Origin of the sequence: Aerococcus loyolae, from assembly GCF_002871915.2 — a bacterium.
GTDB lineage: Bacteria > Bacillota > Bacilli > Lactobacillales > Aerococcaceae > Aerococcus > Aerococcus loyolae.
The window spans coordinates 1,254,519-1,271,027 of the sequence record NZ_CP126958.1 but is presented as its reverse complement, the minus strand read 5'-3'; the positions used below and the strand labels follow the sequence as shown (position 1 = coordinate 1,271,027).

Annotated in this window: 21 protein-coding genes; 15 read left to right on the top strand and 6 right to left on the bottom strand. The window is 43.9% G+C overall.

Translation table 11 applies throughout. The features are described 5' to 3' along the window. Positions 1-2: 2 nt before the first annotated feature. The 6 genes from CJ190_RS05785 to CJ190_RS05760 are packed head-to-tail and all read right to left on the bottom strand — an operon-like array spanning position 3 to position 4,725. Complete coding sequence (locus CJ190_RS05785) at positions 3-581, bottom strand: DNA recombination RmuC family protein (RefSeq protein ID WP_064292167.1); 579 nt, start codon at positions 579-581, stop codon at positions 3-5. Positions 582-595: 14 nt separating this feature from the next. Then, positions 596-904 (bottom strand): V-type ATP synthase subunit F, encoded by a 309-nt coding sequence (locus CJ190_RS05780; protein WP_064292168.1) that lies wholly within the window; start codon positions 902-904, stop codon positions 596-598. Beyond that, a complete protein-coding gene (locus CJ190_RS05775) occupies positions 904-1,350 on the bottom strand; it encodes an ATP synthase subunit C (RefSeq protein WP_082888584.1) in 447 nt (148 codons plus the stop codon). The genes CJ190_RS05780 and CJ190_RS05775 overlap by 1 nt, the downstream gene beginning before the upstream one ends. Before the next feature lie 51 nt (positions 1,351-1,401). After that, complete coding sequence (locus CJ190_RS05770) at positions 1,402-3,351, bottom strand: V-type ATP synthase subunit I (RefSeq protein ID WP_064292169.1); 1,950 nt, start codon at positions 3,349-3,351, stop codon at positions 1,402-1,404. Between the two features lie 14 nt (positions 3,352-3,365). Further along, entirely contained in the window at positions 3,366-4,403 is a 1,038-nt protein-coding gene (locus CJ190_RS05765; protein WP_064292170.1) for a V-type ATPase subunit, read from the bottom strand. Further along, complete coding sequence (locus tag CJ190_RS05760; RefSeq protein WP_070597986.1) at positions 4,396-4,725, bottom strand: hypothetical protein; 330 nt, start codon at positions 4,723-4,725, stop codon at positions 4,396-4,398. The genes CJ190_RS05765 and CJ190_RS05760 overlap by 8 nt, the downstream gene beginning before the upstream one ends. Before the next feature lie 346 nt (positions 4,726-5,071). Here CJ190_RS05760 and comGA point away from each other — a divergent pair, with 346 nt between their 5' ends. The 15 genes from comGA (at position 5,072) to CJ190_RS05685 (ending at position 16,508) form a co-directional block, all read left to right on the top strand. Beyond that, positions 5,072-6,076: a competence type IV pilus ATPase ComGA gene (gene comGA, locus CJ190_RS05755; RefSeq protein ID WP_070597987.1), complete on the top strand. Its 1,005-nt coding sequence runs from the start codon at positions 5,072-5,074 to the stop codon at positions 6,074-6,076. Continuing rightward, entirely contained in the window at positions 6,021-7,106 is a 1,086-nt protein-coding gene (gene comGB / locus CJ190_RS05750; protein ID WP_064292173.1) for a competence type IV pilus assembly protein ComGB, read from the top strand. The genes comGA and comGB overlap by 56 nt, the downstream gene beginning before the upstream one ends. Further along, the gene (gene comGC / locus CJ190_RS05745) at positions 7,103-7,426 is read left to right on the top strand and encodes a competence type IV pilus major pilin ComGC (RefSeq protein WP_224783449.1); all 324 of its coding nucleotides are present in this window, start codon (positions 7,103-7,105) and stop codon (positions 7,424-7,426) included. Before comGB ends, comGC begins: the two co-directional genes overlap by 4 nt. Positions 7,427-7,461: 35 nt before the next feature. After that, positions 7,462-7,881, top strand: a complete 420-nt coding sequence (locus CJ190_RS05740; RefSeq protein WP_064292174.1) for a hypothetical protein — start codon at positions 7,462-7,464, stop codon at positions 7,879-7,881. Next, complete coding sequence (locus CJ190_RS05735) at positions 7,856-8,158, top strand: hypothetical protein (RefSeq protein ID WP_101562043.1); 303 nt, start codon at positions 7,856-7,858, stop codon at positions 8,156-8,158. Before CJ190_RS05740 ends, CJ190_RS05735 begins: the two co-directional genes overlap by 26 nt. Next, the gene (comGF, locus tag CJ190_RS05730) at positions 8,127-8,606 is read left to right on the top strand and encodes a competence type IV pilus minor pilin ComGF (RefSeq protein ID WP_064292176.1); all 480 of its coding nucleotides are present in this window, start codon (positions 8,127-8,129) and stop codon (positions 8,604-8,606) included. The genes CJ190_RS05735 and comGF overlap by 32 nt, the downstream gene beginning before the upstream one ends. A gap of 49 nt (positions 8,607-8,655) precedes the next feature. Next, positions 8,656-9,540, top strand: a complete 885-nt coding sequence (locus CJ190_RS05725) for a hypothetical protein (RefSeq protein ID WP_143739142.1) — start codon at positions 8,656-8,658, stop codon at positions 9,538-9,540. A 383-nt stretch (positions 9,541-9,923) separates the two neighbouring features. Next, the gene (locus CJ190_RS05720; protein WP_064292178.1) at positions 9,924-11,003 is read left to right on the top strand and encodes a M24 family metallopeptidase; all 1,080 of its coding nucleotides are present in this window, start codon (positions 9,924-9,926) and stop codon (positions 11,001-11,003) included. 77 nt (positions 11,004-11,080) lie between these two features. After that, on the top strand, positions 11,081-11,638 hold the full coding sequence (gene efp / locus CJ190_RS05715) for an elongation factor P (RefSeq protein ID WP_013668769.1): 558 nt from the start codon (positions 11,081-11,083) through the stop codon (positions 11,636-11,638). 321 nt (positions 11,639-11,959) lie between these two features. Beyond that, positions 11,960-12,331 (top strand): Asp23/Gls24 family envelope stress response protein, encoded by a 372-nt coding sequence (locus CJ190_RS05710; protein ID WP_168162771.1) that lies wholly within the window; start codon positions 11,960-11,962, stop codon positions 12,329-12,331. 13 nt (positions 12,332-12,344) lie between these two features. Further along, the gene (gene nusB, locus CJ190_RS05705; protein WP_064293577.1) at positions 12,345-12,929 is read left to right on the top strand and encodes a transcription antitermination factor NusB; all 585 of its coding nucleotides are present in this window, start codon (positions 12,345-12,347) and stop codon (positions 12,927-12,929) included. Positions 12,930-13,141: 212 nt separating this feature from the next. After that, complete coding sequence (locus CJ190_RS05700) at positions 13,142-13,993, top strand: bifunctional 5,10-methylenetetrahydrofolate dehydrogenase/5,10-methenyltetrahydrofolate cyclohydrolase (RefSeq protein ID WP_064293578.1); 852 nt, start codon at positions 13,142-13,144, stop codon at positions 13,991-13,993. Further along, the gene (xseA, locus tag CJ190_RS05695) at positions 13,986-15,371 is read left to right on the top strand and encodes an exodeoxyribonuclease VII large subunit (RefSeq protein WP_070597989.1); all 1,386 of its coding nucleotides are present in this window, start codon (positions 13,986-13,988) and stop codon (positions 15,369-15,371) included. The genes CJ190_RS05700 and xseA overlap by 8 nt, the downstream gene beginning before the upstream one ends. Further along, on the top strand, positions 15,364-15,609 hold the full coding sequence (locus CJ190_RS05690) for an exodeoxyribonuclease VII small subunit (RefSeq protein WP_013669827.1): 246 nt from the start codon (positions 15,364-15,366) through the stop codon (positions 15,607-15,609). Before xseA ends, CJ190_RS05690 begins: the two co-directional genes overlap by 8 nt. Further along, the gene (locus CJ190_RS05685) at positions 15,609-16,508 is read left to right on the top strand and encodes a polyprenyl synthetase family protein (protein WP_064293580.1); all 900 of its coding nucleotides are present in this window, start codon (positions 15,609-15,611) and stop codon (positions 16,506-16,508) included. The genes CJ190_RS05690 and CJ190_RS05685 overlap by 1 nt, the downstream gene beginning before the upstream one ends. Position 16,509 lies beyond the last annotated feature (1 nt).

The following is a 16,509-nucleotide window of genomic DNA, read 5'->3' as shown; positions in this document are numbered from 1 at the left end:
GATTAATCAGCCTCCTTAATGACAAAGTTTTCTTTGAGACGGTCAAGAAAGGTTAAGAAGGAGTAGTCTACTAAGATTTGACGCTCTCTTAATACCGCCCGGATGCCGCCCATGAAGGGACGGTCAGAGATAATGATAGGGTGGGAAGCATAACTTTCTAATTGACTTCTTAAATGACTATCATTTTCATCGATGTAGAGGTCGTATTTTTCACGACCTGCGTAGGCTTGAATATTCTTCAGCATTTTTTTCAATTGTTCAATATAAGCTTCACTTTCTTGATAGCTTTCGATTTGCTTGGTGAAGGTTTGGAAGAGAGTCAGTTTCATGTTCTCTTCGGTTAAGAACAATTCCCGTTGTTGGTTGATTTGAATTTGAGAAATAGCCTTATTATTTTCCTTGCGTAAGGCTTCTTTTTCGTTAACTAAACGATGAGCAAAAGTTTCATCGGTTTGCTCTTGAAATTTTTGGTAATCGTCTTCTAGTGTTTGCCGATATTGGTTAATTTGTTGGTCAATTTCAGCTTGGCTTTGTTGGGTCACTTGATCCTTAAAATAAGCCATTTTTTCTTCAAGTTTCATACTAGGCTCCTCTCCTAAATGGATATCCCAATGGCACGCTGGATGGTGTCAGCGATTGAGGATTGTTCGGATGCATATTCATTGGGGCCTAACATCTCTACAATCAGAGGTGTTGAGCGGTTGAATCGCACCTCATCGACTAGGTCCTGGTGGTCAGCAATCAGCTGGGGCGAAATCATCAAGACACCAATATCATTTCTTTCCAAGACTGCTTGAAAAGCCTCTTCAAATGAATCTTGGTCCTTGATCAAGACGCCATCAACGCCCACCAGTTTCATCCCGGTTAAGGAATGCACATTATCGCTAATGAGATATTGTTTCATTAAAGTTGACCTAGGATAGAGAAGGAAACAATTAAACCGAAGAGGGAGATACCTTCAGCCAAACCAACAAAGATCAATGAACGACCAAAGATAGATGAGTCTTCACTAATGGCACCAAGAGCTGCAGAAGCAGAGTTAGATACGGCAATACCAGCACCCACACAGGATAGACCAGTGGAAAGGGCAGCACCGATAAAACCTAAGCCACGGGCTAAGCCGTCACTAGCAGCGCCACCTTCTTGACCAGCCGCAAAGGCTACTTCTGGATGGTAGGCAATAATTAAGGCAATAGCAATTCCTGAAACCAAGGCAAAGACATTCCAAGCCAAGGTTTTCTTATAACGTTCCCGACCGGCATGGCCTAAGAAGTAGTAAGCGCCTGGAAGGACAAAAGCAAGGATAAAGGTTAAGGCAATCGTTAATTTAAGCATAGTAGCAATAGACATTTTCATTCTCCTTTTTTTAAATTAAATTGAATTAAATCGACAACTTATGAATTATGACTTGGTTGATGACCAAACACTCTTGAACTCAATCCCGTCGCCCTTATAGAAGTGACTGAAGAGTTCATAGAATTCTAGCCGTAAGACTTGGATAAAGACAACCAAACCTTCGAATCCAGTGACGAAGAGGTTACCTAGGATAAAGACCAACCAGTTAGGGTTATTGCCTTCCAGATTGGCAAACATTAAAACAATCCCCATCATCACGCCGTGGCTGATGGCAAAGGCACCCACCCGGACAAAGGAAATGGTATTGGAAATAAAGGATAATAAGGTTTCAAAAGCTTCAAAGAAAACGGTGATTAATTGAATCACGATCCCGTCTTCATTGTCGGCTTTTTTCTTTTCAATAAAGTTAATGATTTGTTCCTTAAAGCCAATGCAGAGTAGGGAAATAACCATGATGGCAATAATAATGCCTAGGGCAGGTAAGGAATGACCAGTCATGTAGAGGACCAGGGTCAACACCATTAAGCCGTAGAAAATCAAGCCCATGAGGCCATTGCGGTCGAAAATGGCTTCTAATTTTTCGCCTTCTTTAAGCCGTAAGACAAAATTCATCAGCATGGTTAAGAGAATTAAGAACATCCCAAAGCAAACTGACACCACAAAGACCGTATTCAAAGTCCCAAAGAAGGGTACATTGGTCATAGCCTTACTTGGACTCAACCAGATGGGTTCAATAATCTTGTCTTCAATCCCAAACACGGAACCGTATAAGAAACCGAAAAGCATGGATGAAATACCCACTGGCAAGAACATCTTGGCCATGGCGACTTTAGGTAGATGGTAGGACACTAAGCCTAATAAAAAGAGTAAGAGCCCGTGGCCCACGTCCCCAAACATAGCCCCAAACATTAAGGAATAGGTTACTGCCACTAAGGGTGTAGGGTCCATCTCTTCATAATTGGGGGTCCCATACATCTTAGTGATCATGCGAAAGGGTTTGGTAAAGAAATTATTCTTCAATTTCGTGGGAGGTTCAATATTATCTTCATCACTATCGTCTTCAATATAGATGGTTACGTTAGGATCATCTTTGACGTCGTTGACTAAGGATTTGGCATCATCTTCATCCATCCAGCCGATTAAGAGATAGCGGGTCTCTTTCTTAGCAAATTCATTTCGGGTAATGGCTGCATAACGGCGGACCCCAAAGGCCTTGGATAACTTATGGAGGCGTTGTTTAGCTTCCAATAAATTGTCTCTAACAGGTAGGAGGAAGGCTTTTAGCTTGGTTTCTAAATCAGCTTGCATTTTCTTGAGTTTTTGAATTTCGCCTTGGTAGCGGCTAAGAATTTCTTTAAAAGTCCCGCTTTCTTCAGGCAGGTAAATTCTTTGCCATGCTAAGGAGAAATACAAAGCGTCTACCCGTTGCCGGGCTTCGGCAGGCACAAAGTAAAGGCCATAAACATAGCCGTCCTCGGTTTTAGAAGGAATGAAGATGGAAGGAATCATATTATCGATATATTTTTTAAACTTGCGATAGTTGGCTTCAGTAAAGCGACCAAAGCGAAACTTAATCTTTTCCATGGAAAGAATATCGGCTAAGTTATAATCGATTTCGGAAAAAGGCAGGTAGGTGTTGTAGTCAGCCTCTAACTTCTCCAGTGATTCATTGACTTCATTTAATTGCCCTTGGACATCGGAGCAATCTTTTTCGACCTCAGTCACCAGACGCTTGATATAGTCAAAGTCTAAGTCGCGACAATCGCCTTCTAATTCTTCTTCTTCATCACTCGTGATTTGTAATAAGTTATCAATCCGATCAGCCCAGGGTTGGTAGGGATCAGGACTGGTATAGGGTTTTAAAGTCTGAATTTCTGATAATTCCTTTAGAGTATTTTCTAAATGAATATCATAATGACTTAAGTATTGGTCAGCCATCCGGTCGATGTCATCACGGGGACCAGATATGTTGACCATACTCATCTTTGTAATCATCCAAGGAACTCCTTTCAATTATGGAATGGCATAGTAACAGGGGATTGGTAGGCAATCGCCTCTACCTTTTCTTTGAGTAGGTCAGCTTCTAATTCTTTGAGACTGAGATAGTCAAAGAGGGGCAAAACCGACTGCGGTAAACTCTTAGCAAAACGGTGCTCAATGGTCTTTAGCCAAGCCTTTTGTTGCTTCAAGCTCACCACTTTATTTTCTCCACTCTTGAATAAATCTTGGTAGCCCAAGTTGGTCAAGAGGTTGAAGAAAGTGTTCTTGTCTTGACTAGCCAGGAGGGCACTGATGTTAGCTTCATTGAGATAGCGACCTGGGCTAAAGAGTTGGGAGCGGATAAAGTTCTCATCCACCTTATAGTAGAATTTCAAACGAAAAATGGTCCGGATATTGGCTAAGTCCATCTCACTACCAAATAACTTCTTAAAGCGGGTCAAGGCCTTATCATTAAGTCCCCGACTGGCCTTCTTCCAAACCAAGACCGCACAGTATTGTTCAAAGACGGTACTGATAATGTAATGGTTGTAGTCGTGGTCATGGAAATAATCATGATAGTCTTCAAAGAATTGACCGTAATCGGTATCTCTAAAGGTATCAATGGCATCAAGGACCGATGTCTTGGTAATCAGTTCACCGATGTGAAAGTGGCGGTGCTTTTCCAAGTAGTCAGTAAATGGGTTGACGACAAAAGGGACCGATTCTTGGCGCTCCAAGCCTCTGAGCACCTTGGTGATAAATTCGCGTTCAAAACGAATCCCATAGACCGACAAGGCCGCCCGTTGTTCGAAACCAGAAAAGCGGTAGAGCTTGAGAAAGTCATAGCGCAAGCCCCGATCAATCAGTTCGATCAAATTTACCGCAGTGAGATCAAGCTTATTTTGTTCGCTGGGCATCACTTGATGGTAGGAGGGCAATTGGTCGAGGACCTGATAGAGGTCTGATAAGGTATAACCTGCTAAGCGGTCATCGATTTCTTCTGGAGTCAAGACCAGCTGACCTTTCATGGCCCGGACCTTGGTGTTGATTGCGGTATAGTTAGTCATCGCCTGTCACTCCGAGTGCCTGTAATTGATTGAAGAAATCCTTGAGGTAGCTGTCTTGATCATGATCAACGAGCTGTTTGATTTGCTCCATTTGTCGGTTGTAGCTTGTTTGCAAGTCTTGGGTTCGCTTCTCGCGTAAGTCTTGGTTACGAGCTTGGACCCTGGCTAACTCTTCGTCATATTTAGCTTGAGCTTGTTTCTTATAATCAGCTTTTTTTTGGTCATAGTCTTGACGCAAGGCTAATTTTTCTTCTTGAACACTCTCAAGATGACGATTGGCATCAACTTCCATATGGTGCAATTGCTCTATGATTTTATCCATCTATTCCACCATCCTTCTTTTTTATTTTATAAGCACAAAGCCAGTTTGAGCTCTGCAATTCATTATAGGACAGAAGGCAATTAAAGTCATTTTTACCCGGGATTAAATCTTGCAAAAACAGTAAAAAGTAGGCGCTCACTGACGATTTTTGCATAGATAAAAATGATAGCGTTTTAGCTGTTTGACATTTTTGACTTCAGACGGATGAGAGTTATTCGAACTGATTTTTTTAGCTTAAAAAGCTGAGAAAATTAAAAATAAAAAGTGAAGGATTTTGCGGACCAATAAGTAGGCGGTTAACGCCTAAGTCATTCATAGTATTTAATGAAGGAAAAGGAGGGATAACTTGCAGAAAGTCACTCAAGAAATACTCAGGGAAGCCTACCAAGCCCGGGTGGACGATATCCATCTTTTACCAGAAAGGGGGCTTTACCAAGTCTATTTCCGCCAAGAGGGCATCCTAAAGCCGGTGCGCCAGTTTGACTTAGACTTTGGTAGCCGCTGGATTCGCTATTTGAAGTATATTAGTCATTTAGATGTGGGCGAGCAACGTTTACCCCAAGAAGGGGCCTTGATCTATCAATTAGACCAGGGAGAAATTGAACTTAGGCTGTCCACCTTAGCCAACTATCTCATGCAGGAATCCTTGGTGATCCGTCTGCTCTATGACCAAAGTCAGTGGCAGTACAGCGACCGAGAAGCTGAAGACTTAGAGGAGATGAAGAAATATCTTTATCGAAAAAGTGGGCTCATGCTTTTCTCTGGCCCGGTGGCCTCGGGAAAGACGTCAACCATCTACCATCTCTTAAGAGAGGTCTACCAGGAGCGCGCCTGTCAGGTGATTACTATGGAGGATCCGGTGGAAATTAAGGAAGCTAATTTCTTACAGATCTCAGTCAACCGCAAGGCAGGCTTAACTTATGAACGCCTGATCAAGGCCAGCCTCCGCCACCATCCTGATATTCTCTTGATCGGTGAAATTCGTGATGAAGAAACCGCTCAAATGGTGATGCGGGCGGCCCTAACCGGGCACTTGGTGATTGCTACCATCCATGCCAAGAACTGTATCGGCGTCATTGGCCGATTGAAAGAGTTGGGCCTGAGCCAAGAACAATTGCTTCAAACGCTCTTGTTTGTCGCTTCTCAGCGCCTTATTCCCGTCACAGGAGAAGCGGACTCGCGGCAACTTTTTTGTGAATGGATGAATGCCCGGATGTTGGCCCAATACCTCACTAAGGGAGAAGTGGCCAGTGACTTTAAGTCCTTAAATAGTAAATTGCAGGAGGCCTATACCCATGGAAAAATCCAAGCCGAGCTTCTGGCAGCCTATCAATTGGAAGAAAATTGCTAATTATGAAATTACTTCCTCTTGGAATAAAGCCCTCCAAGCCGAAGTGCTTGCCTATATTGCTGACATGTTAATGGAAGGCTTTCAAATGATTGACATCTTTTCCTTCTTAGCGGCCCTCTATCCCAAGCAGGAAGAGACTTTTAAAGCCATGGAGGCCTTGTTAATTGAAGGGCATTTCTTCTATGAAACCACTGGAGAAATGAAACTGGCCAAGGATATTCAATTTCAAATCCAAGTTGCTGAACGCTGGGGTGACTTTGCCCCAGGGTTAAAGACGATCAGTGCCTATCTCAAGGAGAGAGCCCACCAGCAAGCCCTTATCAGGCAAAGCTTACGCTATCCAGTTTTTCTAGTGCTTTTACTCTTACTTATGCTACTGGGCATGCGGGGCTTTGTCTTACCACAATTTGACCGCCTACAAGCCAGTCCTGATTCAGGAGTCTTAGGCTTACTCTTTTGGTGCTTGGAAAATCTCCCCTTACTTTTAGGAATCTTTGTCACGGCGTTAGTGGTTTTCTATTTGCTTTTTCGACTTTGGAAGCAAAAAGTGGGTCCCTTAGTCCAAGCTCAGGCCTTGGTCAAAATTCCAATTTTAGGGAGACTCTTGCGGCTTTATTACACCTATTACTTCGCCTATGAATTTAGCCAGCTCTTCCAGGTGGGCTATTCCATTAAGCAAATTATTGATACTTTTAGCCAGCAAGAGGAGGTTCCTTTCCTCTATGATTTTGGCCACTATTTAGCCCATTCTTATGAAGAAGGCCAGGCTATTGTCAGCCAGTTACGGGAGGTCAATATTTTTACCCGGGAATTTCCCGCCATTGTCCACCAGGGGGAGCTACTGAGTCAATTGGCACTCAAGATGCGTCTTTACAGTCAGCGTTGTTTGAAGAATTACCAAGACCAGGTCAAGCTGCTCATGCGTTGGATTCAGAATGGCTTATTTATCGTGATTGCTCTATTTATCGTAACGATTTATCTGATGTTGATGCTACCCATGTTTAATATGATAGGAGAGATACCAGGATGATGAATGTCGTAAACCATAAAGCAAATCGAATGATGAAAAAATTAGGTGTCCATAAACAGGAGGGCTTCACTCTTTTAGAAATGATCGTTGTCCTCTTTATTTTAGGATTACTGATCTTACTCTTCTTACCTAATATCATGAACCAAAGAGACAGTGCCCAAGAAACTGGGGATGAAGCCTTAAGGCAAACCGTAGAAACCCAGCAGATCCTCTACAAAAATGACCATGATGGCCAAGAGGGGACGATTGATCAATTGGTGGCGGAAGAATATTTAAGCCAAGAACAGGCAGACCGCTTCAATGCCTTACCGGCTGAATAAGAATGAAGCTTAAAAATATTCAGGGGAGGGCAGGGATGACCCTTCTGTCCATGGTCTTAAGCTTATTTATTGTGGGGGTGATCTTTACGGTGACCATGATTCAAAGTCAAAAAGCCAGTCAAAATTTAGCTGTTGAAACCTGCCTCCAGGAAATCTTGCAGAGCTATGAAGCCTGTCAGAAGGAGGCTATTATCAAGGGTGAATACTACTATCTCTATTTTCTCTCTGACCAGGTGCGGATTATGCAGGCTAAGGAGGGGCAGGATCCTTATATTAAAGACATTATCCTCTTACCCAAAGGTACCCGAATCCAGTCCTACCAGAAGGTCAGCATCCAACCAGGGACCGGCTATATTCAGCCCCGAACGGTTACCCTACGCTATCCTCAAGGGCGTTACATGGTGAAATTTCAGTTAGGAGTGGGCAAGTATGTGGTGGAAAAACGTAAGGAATAAGGCAGGCTTTATGCTGGTCGAAGCCTTGGTTTCTTTATTTTTGATTGCTTCTTTTGTATCATTGTTTGTTACCATGATTCCCTTACAGTTAGGGCATTTCAACCGCCAGCAAGCTGCCCTTAACCAACAAGAAGCCTTGTACGCTGAAATTCTAGCTAGCGTAGGCCAAGAGAAAACTAGCCAAGTAGACTTTATCCAGGGAACCGCCTATGTTCCCGGTCAAGAAGAAGTGGAGGCAGTCAGCATTGAATTGGAAAGTGTGGAAGACTTGGAATAAGTCGGCCTTTACCTTAATTGAAGCAGTCCTGGCCTTAGCCTTATTCTTTATGATCCAATCACTCTTTATCCTGGTGGTCGAAGTGGAGATTAACCACTACCAAGCTGTCAAGGATATCCAGCAAGATGATTGGGGCGTTTTTCTGATGCAGCTGCAAAGAGAAGCCCGCCATAGCCGGCTCAATTGGGCGACAGGCACTCGCTTGAACTACCAACTGGCTAGTGGTCAACGGATTCAGATGGAGTATTACAGTAACCAGGAGTCTTCAATGATCCGCCGCCTGGTCTCTGGTCGCGGCCACCAACCTTATTTGATGGGGGTGGAGTTGGTAAAGTTCACCATGGTCAATTCCCACCAGGTGAAGGTAAATTGCCGCTTAGCCGATCAAAAGGAGTACCAGGCACTGATTTCCTTTAGAGAGGAGGCTAGGGAAACTGAAAGCGATTAAGGATAAGTCGGGCTCCATCCTCTTTTATTCCCTTTCTTTGCTCTTTATCTTGAGTTTGTTGTCGCTAGCCAGCCTCAAGCTCTACCAAGTTAATATCACCAATATGCGGACAGTAGCGGAAGGTTACCTGGCCCATAGCCTGGCAGAAATGGCCTACCAACATGAATACTTGAAAATTGAAGACCAGGTAGAAAGTGAAATGGAAGCCAAGTATGAAGACCGTCTCGCCAATGAAGAGAAAAGGATCGAAAAAGCAATCCAAGATAAGGAGGAAGCGGCCCAGCTAAAAGAGCGCGAAGAACAAGAAGCAAGTCGAAAGCGAGATAAGGAAAAACAGAATCAAGAACGAGACGCTTATGAACCAATTCCTTCATTAAATAAGGAGTATTTTGCAGCCATAATCGATCAAGGGCAATTGGATACATCTGATCCCGACCAAGTCTATCTTATCCAAGTCAATACCGATTCAGACTCAGAGGAGATCTTAGTGAATGGACCTGGTTTAGAGGAAATGCTGGAGCATGAGGATGAGGAGACAGAAATCATACTCGTTAATGTCTATCCAAACTATGATCAGGCTCAAGAAGACCTGTCCGCTAGAAAAGCAGCGGAAGATACTTCCAGGGAGGAAGCGGATTTAGAGGAAGAAAAGGCTGAGGAGCTTTCTGATGAAGAGGAAAAGGCTCAAGAAGAGACTAGACAAAAAAGAATGAATGAGGCTAAAGAAAAAGAACTCAAGCAAGTCAAAGCCAAACTGAAAGACAAACAGGAAAAGGAGACCAGTCAAAAGGTCAAAGACCAGCGGGCTAATTTAAAGCTCAATAAACGCTTTTACTTTAACCTCGGCCAAGTTGACTACTATACCCAAAATGACCAGCAACTATGTCGGGTAACCATCTATGCCAGTGATACTGTTTATGACTTAAAATTTTAAGAGAAGAGTGTGACAGTCACAAAAAAAGGACGAAATCATTGGAGAAAACTGCCATAAGCTCAGCTATTCTGAGCGTTGGAAGTTTTTGAAATGGACGTTCGTCCTGTGACTGGAGCAGGTTTGGGATAGGGTGTGACAGTCACATCAAAGGGCGAAATCGCTGGAGAGAATGTTAATTAGACTGTTTCTATTTTAATGAAGGTTGTGGTTCAAGCCACAGCCTTTTTTCTATTGAGATCATCAGACATAAACATTTCTGCCCAAATTATCAATCAATCTAAGAAAGAGGCATCAAATAAAGTTTATAAAATATTTTCCCCAACTTGTGGTAGAATGGAGTGTACGATTTACATTACTTACTCAGTAAATAAGGAGGAACTATTGTGAAAGAACGTATCAAAAAGCTCCAAGCGAGTTTGCAAGAAGAAAGTTTGGGCGCTTATTTAGTGACCGATTCCTATAATTTGCGCTACATGACTGGCTTTACTGGGACAAGTGGACTAGCCTTAGTAACAACCAAGAACGCTTACTTTATTACCGATTTTCGTTACACCGAGCAAGCGAAACTCCAGTGCCAAGGTTATGAGGTCATTGAAGCAGGTGGTTCTGCCTCACATTCTTCCCCCTTGCGTCTGATCCAAGAACTACTCCAAGAAAATGGGGTTAGCCAACTAGGTTATGAAGAACAACATGTGACAGTCGCGCAATTTGACGACTTTGAAAATGTTTTAGAAGTCCAATTGGTGCCTGCTTCCGGGATGATTGAAGTCCTCCGTCAAGTCAAAGACGCTGATGAAATTAACAAGATCAAAAAAGCCTGTGAAATTACTGATAAAGCCTTCGAGTATATCCTGGGCTACATTAAACCGGGGATCAGTGAAATTGATATTGCCAATACCCTGGACTTTAAGATGCGTGAATTCGGTGCTAGCGGGATTTCCTTCGACACCATCGTGGCTTCCGGTAAACGATCAGCCATGCCTCATGGAGTTGCTACGGACAAATTAATCGCCAACCATGAGTTAATTACCATTGACTTTGGTTGCTACTACCAAGGCTATTGTTCCGACATGACCCGGACTGTGGCAGTGGGACAAGTGGATTCCACTTTAGAGAAGATCTACCAAATTGTCTTTGATGCTAACCGCATGGTCCAAGAAGCCCTCAAACCTGGCATGACAGGTCAAGAATTGGACGCCATTGCCAGAGACTATATCGAAGGCCAAGGCTATGGTAAAAACTTTGGCCACTCACTAGGCCACAGTATTGGTCTAGAAGTTCACGAAGCCCCTATGGCTGGACCAAACAGTAAAAATGTCCTCAAGGCCGACCAATTTATTACTGATGAACCGGGAATCTACCTGGAAAACCTAGGTGGTGTCCGGATTGAAGATGACTTACTCATCCATGAAGACGGCAACGAATACATCACCAAATCCCCACGTGAATTGATTGTTTTGTAAAATATCAAGCAAGTTAGGGAAAAATTAGCGCGTCTATGCTAAAATAGAAATGATTTCAAGAAAAAAGGAGATAAAGAATGATAACAACAAATGACTTTAAAAATGGCTTAACCATCCAAGACGGCGGCAACTTATATCGGATTATTGAATTCCAACACGTTAAACCAGGTAAGGGCAGCGCCTTTGTTCGTTCTAAATTAAGAAACCTACGTTCAGGTGCTGTTACTGATAAGACCTGGCGCGCGGGCGAAAAAGTGGAAACTGCCCATATCGATTCCCAAGAAATGCAATACTTATATGCTGCGGGTGACTCCCATGTCTTCATGGATACCACTACCTTCGAACAAATCGAAATCCCAACTGAAAAAATTGAAAACGAATTAAAATACTTATTAGAAAACATGATCGTTTCAGTGGTTTCATTTGAAGGGGAAGTCATTGGTCTAGAAGTTCCTAACACCGTAGAACTTGAAGTAGCCGAAACCGAACCATCAATCAAAGGAAACACCGCATCAGGCGGTAGCAAACCAGCTACTATGGAAACCGGTTTAGTCGTTAACGTGCCATTCTTTGTTAACAAGGGTGATAAATTAGTCATCAACACCAACGACGGCGAATACATTTCCCGGGCTTAGTTCTAAATTAACAAGTTTCTTTAATTTATCCTGTTAATATAATATTACTTTTAAAAAATATTTCCAAGCAGCAGTGGCGCTTTGAAGTTGGTCATTAGCCATGACTAAGCAAGCGATGTGAATTATCGGATAGTAGGCGATTAGCCGTACTAGCCGTTTGAAGCTCGCTAGGTGAGGAACATTGGTCCGAACCGATGCCATGGCTTTTCAATGACCAAATTCAAAAGCAGAACGGATGCTTATAAACACTATTTATTAAAGAAAGTAGTAAATCCTTTTGTCTATCTCATAAAGAATGATGTCATGAAGAGAGGCGATAATATGACAACACCAACAGCAAACGATGTCCTGTCCCATGAAGTGGATGCTAAGGGAAGTATCAACATAGCTCCAGAAGTGATTGAAACCATAGCCCGCATTGCTTGTGAGCATATCGAAGGTGCGCTACCGATCAATGAATACCAAGGCTCATTTCAAGCTTTCTTTTCAAAAGCCAACAGTGTCAGACTCTATAATGATGAGTCTGGACAAGTAGTGGTTGAAATGGCAGTCGTCAGTGAGTATGGCCGCGACATTCCTAAAACCATGTTGGCTTTACAAAAACATGTCAAAGAAACGATCTATGAAATGACAGATATTCTGGTAGACCGGGTCAATGTTGTGGTTTGCGATCTCGCCATTTGGGAACAATAGTTAGGTGGCAATAATGAATTTAGGATTATCACAAATACGTGAACTAGCGGTACTCACCCTCTACCAAGAGGCTATGGTGCCAGAAAGCACTAAGGAAGAGAGCTTTGCTTACTTATTAGCTAATCTCAGCGATCTGGAAGATCAATTGAGCTATGAAGAAATTGACCAAGAGCAATTGGATCAGTTGAAGAAACAGGGGCTTCCTTTGGAGAAGAGCCAGGGACAAATGGAGACCAATAAGCGCTTCAAGCAAGCATCTGTCTCAGAAGACGAAGAGATCAGCTTACCGCCTTATTATCAAGAACTCTTAGACGGGGTCGCTTCTCGCCAAGAAAGTATTGACCAAGCCATTGAAGACCACATCCAAGGCAAGTGGTCGCTCAAACGCTTGGAGGCAATGAACCTGGCTATTTTAAGGGTCGGCGCCTATGAGATTCTTTATGGTGACCATGACCGGGTACCGGGAGTGGTGGCGGTTGACGAGGCTATTCACTTAGCCCGCCGCTATTCCGACGAAGCTTCCCGGCGCTTTATCAATGGGGTCCTTTCCAGTATTTTAGCGACAGCTGAAGACAAGCAGGCAGAAGAGAATCTCTGATGCTTGTAACAGACTTCCTTTTAAATAAATAAGTGCTTTAATAGTCAGCCCTGACCGCCACTTGGCGAACAGAAGCAGGTAGTTTTCACTATCAGTCCTTGTTCGCTTGAGTGGTTCAGGGCTTTTTTGACCTGTTTTCCTGACTTTTGTTTTAGGGAAAATTCTTATATACTTAGTGGTAAGAGAATTTGTAAAGTGAATGGAGCGATATCATGCAAGCATTGCAAGCGAAGACGATTATAGAGCCCCTGAAGGCTGAGTTAATCCAGCGGGTGGCTACCTTAAAAGACCAGGGCATTCAGCCACGGATGGTGACTTTCCTAGTGGAAAGTGATGATGCCAGCGCTGCCTATGCCAAGGTCAAAGGCCGTCTAGCGGAAAAACTAGGGGTGACCTATGATTTTATCTCCTTAGAAGCATCCACTTCGACTGCGGAATTGGTCCAAGTCATTAAGGACAAAAATGCTGATCCTAATATTCATGGCGTTATGGTGGAAATGCCCCTGCCCAAGCATATCGATGAACAAGCAGTGATTGAAGCTGTCGCACCAGAAAAAGACTTGGATGGGCTCCATCCCCTCAACCTGGGCTATTTATTAAAAGGAACCCCTAAGATGATTCCAAATACTGCGCTTTCTGCCTTGCGTCTAATCGAAGCTTCCGGAATTGAAATTGCGGGTAAGCAAGCCGTAGTTATCGGCCGCAGTAATATTGTTGGTAAGCCTTTGTCCCAATTACTCCTCTCTCGCCACGCTACTGTTACCGTCTGCCACTCCCACACCAAAGATTTAACAGCCATTACTCAAGCAGCCGATATCCTCTGTGTGGCTATCGGTAAGCCTCACTTTATTCAAGCGGATATGGTTAAGGAAGGCGCGGTAGTCATTGACATTGGAACCAACTATGATGAAAAGGGGAAAGTCAGCGGGGACGTTGATTTTGAGGCCTTAGAAAGTAAAGAAGGTTTCTTAACCCCGGTTCCAGGTGGGGTAGGCCCCTTAACCACGACCTTGATCTTTGACCAATTAATCCACGCCATAGAAACGAGGGTTAAGAATGAATGATGCCCAAGACCAGTATCTCTCGGTCTCGCAATTAACCAAATACATTAAGGCCAAATTTGACCGCGACCCTTACATGCAAAGCGTTCATTTGGTGGGCGAGGTATCAGGCTTCCGTAACCGGGGTAAGAATAAGCACCAGTATTTCGGTCTTAAGGATGATGACGCTTATATTTCCGCTATCATCTTTCGGGGGACTTTTTCTAAGCTCAATTTCGACTTGGAAGATGGGATGAAGGTTCAAGTCATCGGCAGACTGAGTCTCTATGAAAAAACCGGCCGCTATTCCATCATTATTGACCATATCCAGCCGGATGGGATCGGTCAATTTTATGTCCGCTTTGAACAATTAAAGAAAAAGTTAGGCGAAGAAGGCCTCTTTACTTTTGAAGCCAAGCCCATCCCCAAGTACCCTAAGCGGATTGCGGTTGTGACCTCACCATCGGGGGCAGTCATCCGGGATATTATTACTACTGCAAGACGTCGCTATCCCATTGTTCAGATTGTCCTCTATCCTACCGTGGTCCAAGGCCAACAAGCCGCCAAAAGTATTGTTAAGAACCTGCAAAGAGCTGACCAAAGTGGCGAATACGATACCATTATCATTGGCCGGGGTGGGGGTTCCATTGAAGACTTGTGGTGCTTTAATGAAGAGGAAGTTGTCCGGGCCATTGCGGCCTGTCAGACTCCAGTCATCTCTTCTATTGGTCACGAAACCGATACGACCTTGTCGGACTATGTCAGTGACCAGCGGGCGGCTACCCCAACAGCGGCGGCTGAACTGGCTACTCCAGTCCTCAATGACCTAATCTTTACCATTAACGACTATAAACAGCGCCTGGTCCAAATCCAACTCAACCGCTTGAACTATTTCAAACACCGCTTAGAGCAGGTCAAGTCATCCTATCTATTCAAGCAACCGGAAAAAATGTATGATGGCTACAGGCTCAAGTTGGCCGACTTAGATAACCGTTTGAATGACCTGGTGTCGAACAAGTTTTACCAAGAGGAACGGCGTCTGAGACAGGTCCAAGCGGAATTACAAGGCCTGAGTCCTAAGCTCTTAGTCCTAGAAAACAAGCATAAGCTAGCTAGTCTGGGCGAGTCATTACGCCAAGTTCAAAGGCAACTCTGGGAACGTAAGCAATACCAATTACAGCAAGTTGCTGGTAAGTTAGACCTCTTGTCTCCCCTCAAGCGTTTATCGGGCGGCTATGTCTACCTCAGTAAGGACCAAGTGCCGGTGGAGTCCGTCGACCAAGTGGCTATTGGCGATAATGTCCAGCTCAGACTAGCTGATGGTTACCTAAACAGTCAGGTTATTGGCTCCAAGAAAGAAGCCCTAAAGCCATTAGACAATAAGGAGAATGATAATGAATAGTAAGATAGAGGAATTAAGCTTTGAAGAAGCTTTAAAGGAATTAGAAGGCATTGTCGCCCAACTACAAAATGGCGACATCCCTCTGAAAGAATCCATGGATGCCTTCCAAAGGGGGGTCAAGCTCTCTAATTACTGTAGCCAAAGCTTAGAAAAAGCCGAAAAAACCATGGCTAAACTCATGAATGACCAGGATGAATTGGAAGAATTTGAAGTTGCCAAGGGAAATGAGGACCAATAATGGATTTAAAAAGCTTCCGCCAAAGCATTAACAGCGACTTAGAGGCGGCTTTAGTGAAGAATTTAGGTCAGGATAGCCAGGATAGTCTGCTGGCTTCCATGCGCTATTCCTTAGAAAATGGGGGCAAACGCCTCCGCCCTAGCCTCTTATTAGCCATGCTAGCGAGCTTTGGCTATGATTATCACTTAGGTCTGGCGCCAGCCTGTGCCCTGGAATATATCCATACCTATTCCTTGATCCATGACGATTTACCGGCCATGGATAATGATGACTATCGTCGCGGTCAACTCACCAACCATAAGAAGTTTGACGAAGCCACGGCTATCTTAGCAGGGGATGCCTTACTAACCCTAGCTTTTGAAGTCTTAAGCCAAGGTCAGGAAGACATTGATCCTAAGCTCAGCCTGCAACTGGTTCAGCTTTTAGCCCAAGCGGCTGGCAAGTCAGGCATGGTAGACGGGCAGATTATGGATATGGCCAGTGAAGAAAAACACTTAAAAATCGAAGAACTTAAGAACTTACATGCTAAGAAGACCGGAGCCCTGATTTACTTTGCTATTATGGCTCCTGCTTTAATCATGGGCCTTGACACGGCCGCTAAGGATTCGCTAGCCAGATATGCCAAACACTTCGGCATTGCCTATCAAATCCAAAACGACCTCCAAGAAGTCATGTGGACAGATGAAGAGCGGGGCAAGAAGTCGCATGGGGACTTAGACAGTGATAAGAACACCTATCCTAGCCTCCTCGGTACAGAAGGGGCGCTAGAGGCCTTGGATAAAGAACGGCAAGCCTGCCAAGCTGCCCTGGATGATTTAAGCCATCAATCAGCAAACTTCGATCCGCAATTATTAAGCGACTTCCTCAATTACCTCAGCATGGATTATGGAAAGGGATAGC

Bases quoted from the DNA above. Each gene is read 5' to 3' on its own strand.
- CJ190_RS05775 (WP_082888584.1), bottom strand. From the start codon at position 1,350: ATGTCTATTGCTACTATGCTTAAATTAACGATTGCCTTAACCTTTATC.
- CJ190_RS05770 (WP_064292169.1), bottom strand. From the start codon at position 3,351: ATGATTACAAAGATGAGTATGGTCAACATATCTGGTCCCCGTGATGAC.
- CJ190_RS05700 (WP_064293578.1), top strand. From the start codon at position 13,142: ATGCAAGCATTGCAAGCGAAGACGATTATAGAGCCCCTGAAGGCTGAG.
- comGC (WP_224783449.1), top strand. From the start codon at position 7,103: ATGATGAATGTCGTAAACCATAAAGCAAATCGAATGATGAAAAAATTA.
- efp (WP_013668769.1), top strand. From the start codon at position 11,081: ATGATAACAACAAATGACTTTAAAAATGGCTTAACCATCCAAGACGGC.
- CJ190_RS05765 (WP_064292170.1), bottom strand. From the start codon at position 4,403: ATGACTAACTATACCGCAATCAACACCAAGGTCCGGGCCATGAAAGGT.
- xseA (WP_070597989.1), top strand. From the start codon at position 13,986: ATGAATGATGCCCAAGACCAGTATCTCTCGGTCTCGCAATTAACCAAA.
- CJ190_RS05740 (WP_064292174.1), top strand. From the start codon at position 7,462: ATGACCCTTCTGTCCATGGTCTTAAGCTTATTTATTGTGGGGGTGATC.
- CJ190_RS05785 (WP_064292167.1), bottom strand. From the start codon at position 581: ATGAAACTTGAAGAAAAAATGGCTTATTTTAAGGATCAAGTGACCCAA.
- comGB (WP_064292173.1), top strand. From the start codon at position 6,021: ATGGAAAAATCCAAGCCGAGCTTCTGGCAGCCTATCAATTGGAAGAAA.
- CJ190_RS05780 (WP_064292168.1), bottom strand. From the start codon at position 904: ATGAAACAATATCTCATTAGCGATAATGTGCATTCCTTAACCGGGATG.
- CJ190_RS05710 (WP_168162771.1), top strand. From the start codon at position 11,960: ATGACAACACCAACAGCAAACGATGTCCTGTCCCATGAAGTGGATGCT.
- nusB (WP_064293577.1), top strand. From the start codon at position 12,345: ATGAATTTAGGATTATCACAAATACGTGAACTAGCGGTACTCACCCTC.
- CJ190_RS05760 (WP_070597986.1), bottom strand. From the start codon at position 4,725: ATGGATAAAATCATAGAGCAATTGCACCATATGGAAGTTGATGCCAAT.
- CJ190_RS05735 (WP_101562043.1), top strand. From the start codon at position 7,856: ATGTGGTGGAAAAACGTAAGGAATAAGGCAGGCTTTATGCTGGTCGAA.
- CJ190_RS05685 (WP_064293580.1), top strand. From the start codon at position 15,609: ATGGATTTAAAAAGCTTCCGCCAAAGCATTAACAGCGACTTAGAGGCG.
- CJ190_RS05690 (WP_013669827.1), top strand. From the start codon at position 15,364: ATGAATAGTAAGATAGAGGAATTAAGCTTTGAAGAAGCTTTAAAGGAA.